This is a genomic window from Streptomyces sp. rh34 (assembly GCF_002551245.1).
Classification (GTDB): domain Bacteria; phylum Actinomycetota; class Actinomycetes; order Streptomycetales; family Streptomycetaceae; genus Streptomyces.
The window spans coordinates 1-763 of sequence record NZ_NTGZ01000570.1 but is presented as its reverse complement, the minus strand read 5'-3'; the positions used below and the strand labels follow the sequence as shown (position 1 = coordinate 763).

General features: G+C 74.3%; 1 protein-coding gene. It reads right to left on the bottom strand.

Going from position 1 to position 763, the window contains the following annotated elements; genetic code table 11:
* Positions 1 to 492, bottom strand: a 492-nt coding sequence (locus CR470_RS38255; RefSeq protein WP_097872323.1) for a TetR family transcriptional regulator, incomplete at its 3' end; no start/stop codon positions are given.
* Positions 493 to 763 lie beyond the last annotated feature (271 nt).

The window sequence follows — 763 nt, the reverse complement described above, 5'->3', positions numbered from 1 at the left end:
GGTCACGGCGGGCCGGATGTCCTGCCGCGGGTCGACGCCGAGCCGGTCCGCGACGATGGCGACCGACTCCTCCTGTGCGTCCACCCGGATGTGGTGGAAGACGGCGTAGAGAGTCGGCTCCTCCTCGGCGACGACCAGCAGGTCGAAGATCCGGGGGCGGCGGTGCCAGGGCTCCGCCCCGGGATCGGCGAGCCAGTCGAGAACGGCCCGCCGGTAGGCGAGGAGCGGAGGCTCCGGGGCCGGGCGGGCGCGCAGGGCCGCGTTGATACGGTCGCCGTCGCCCCGCAGGGAGTCGAGGGCGGCGGCCTCCTTGCTCGTGAAGTACCGGCTGAACGTGCGGCGGTCGACGTCCGCGGCTTCCGCGATCTCCTCGACCGTCACGTTCCGCAGCCCCCGGTCGAGCACCAGCTCGAACGCGGCCTGCGCCAGGGTGTCGCGGGTGCGGCGCGCCTTGCGGCTGCGCCGTTCCGGGATCTTCCGTTCCGGAGTCATATGTGCACCGTACACCTGAAAATGTCCCCACGCGACATTCGTCTCGTGGGGACATCAAGGGGGCTGTCCGGAGGGACCTCAGGGGTGGCCGACGCGGCCGCGGCGCACGCTCAGACCGCGGCGGTCCGCCGCTCACCCTCGCCCCTGTCGGTGGCATCGCGGGGAGCGGCGACACCGGGAACCGGGTCGCGGGGAGCGGCGACATCGGGGCGCGCATCGCCGGAAACCGCGGGCCGCCCGCTGTCGGCGGGGGCGCGCCGCAGGGCGAGCG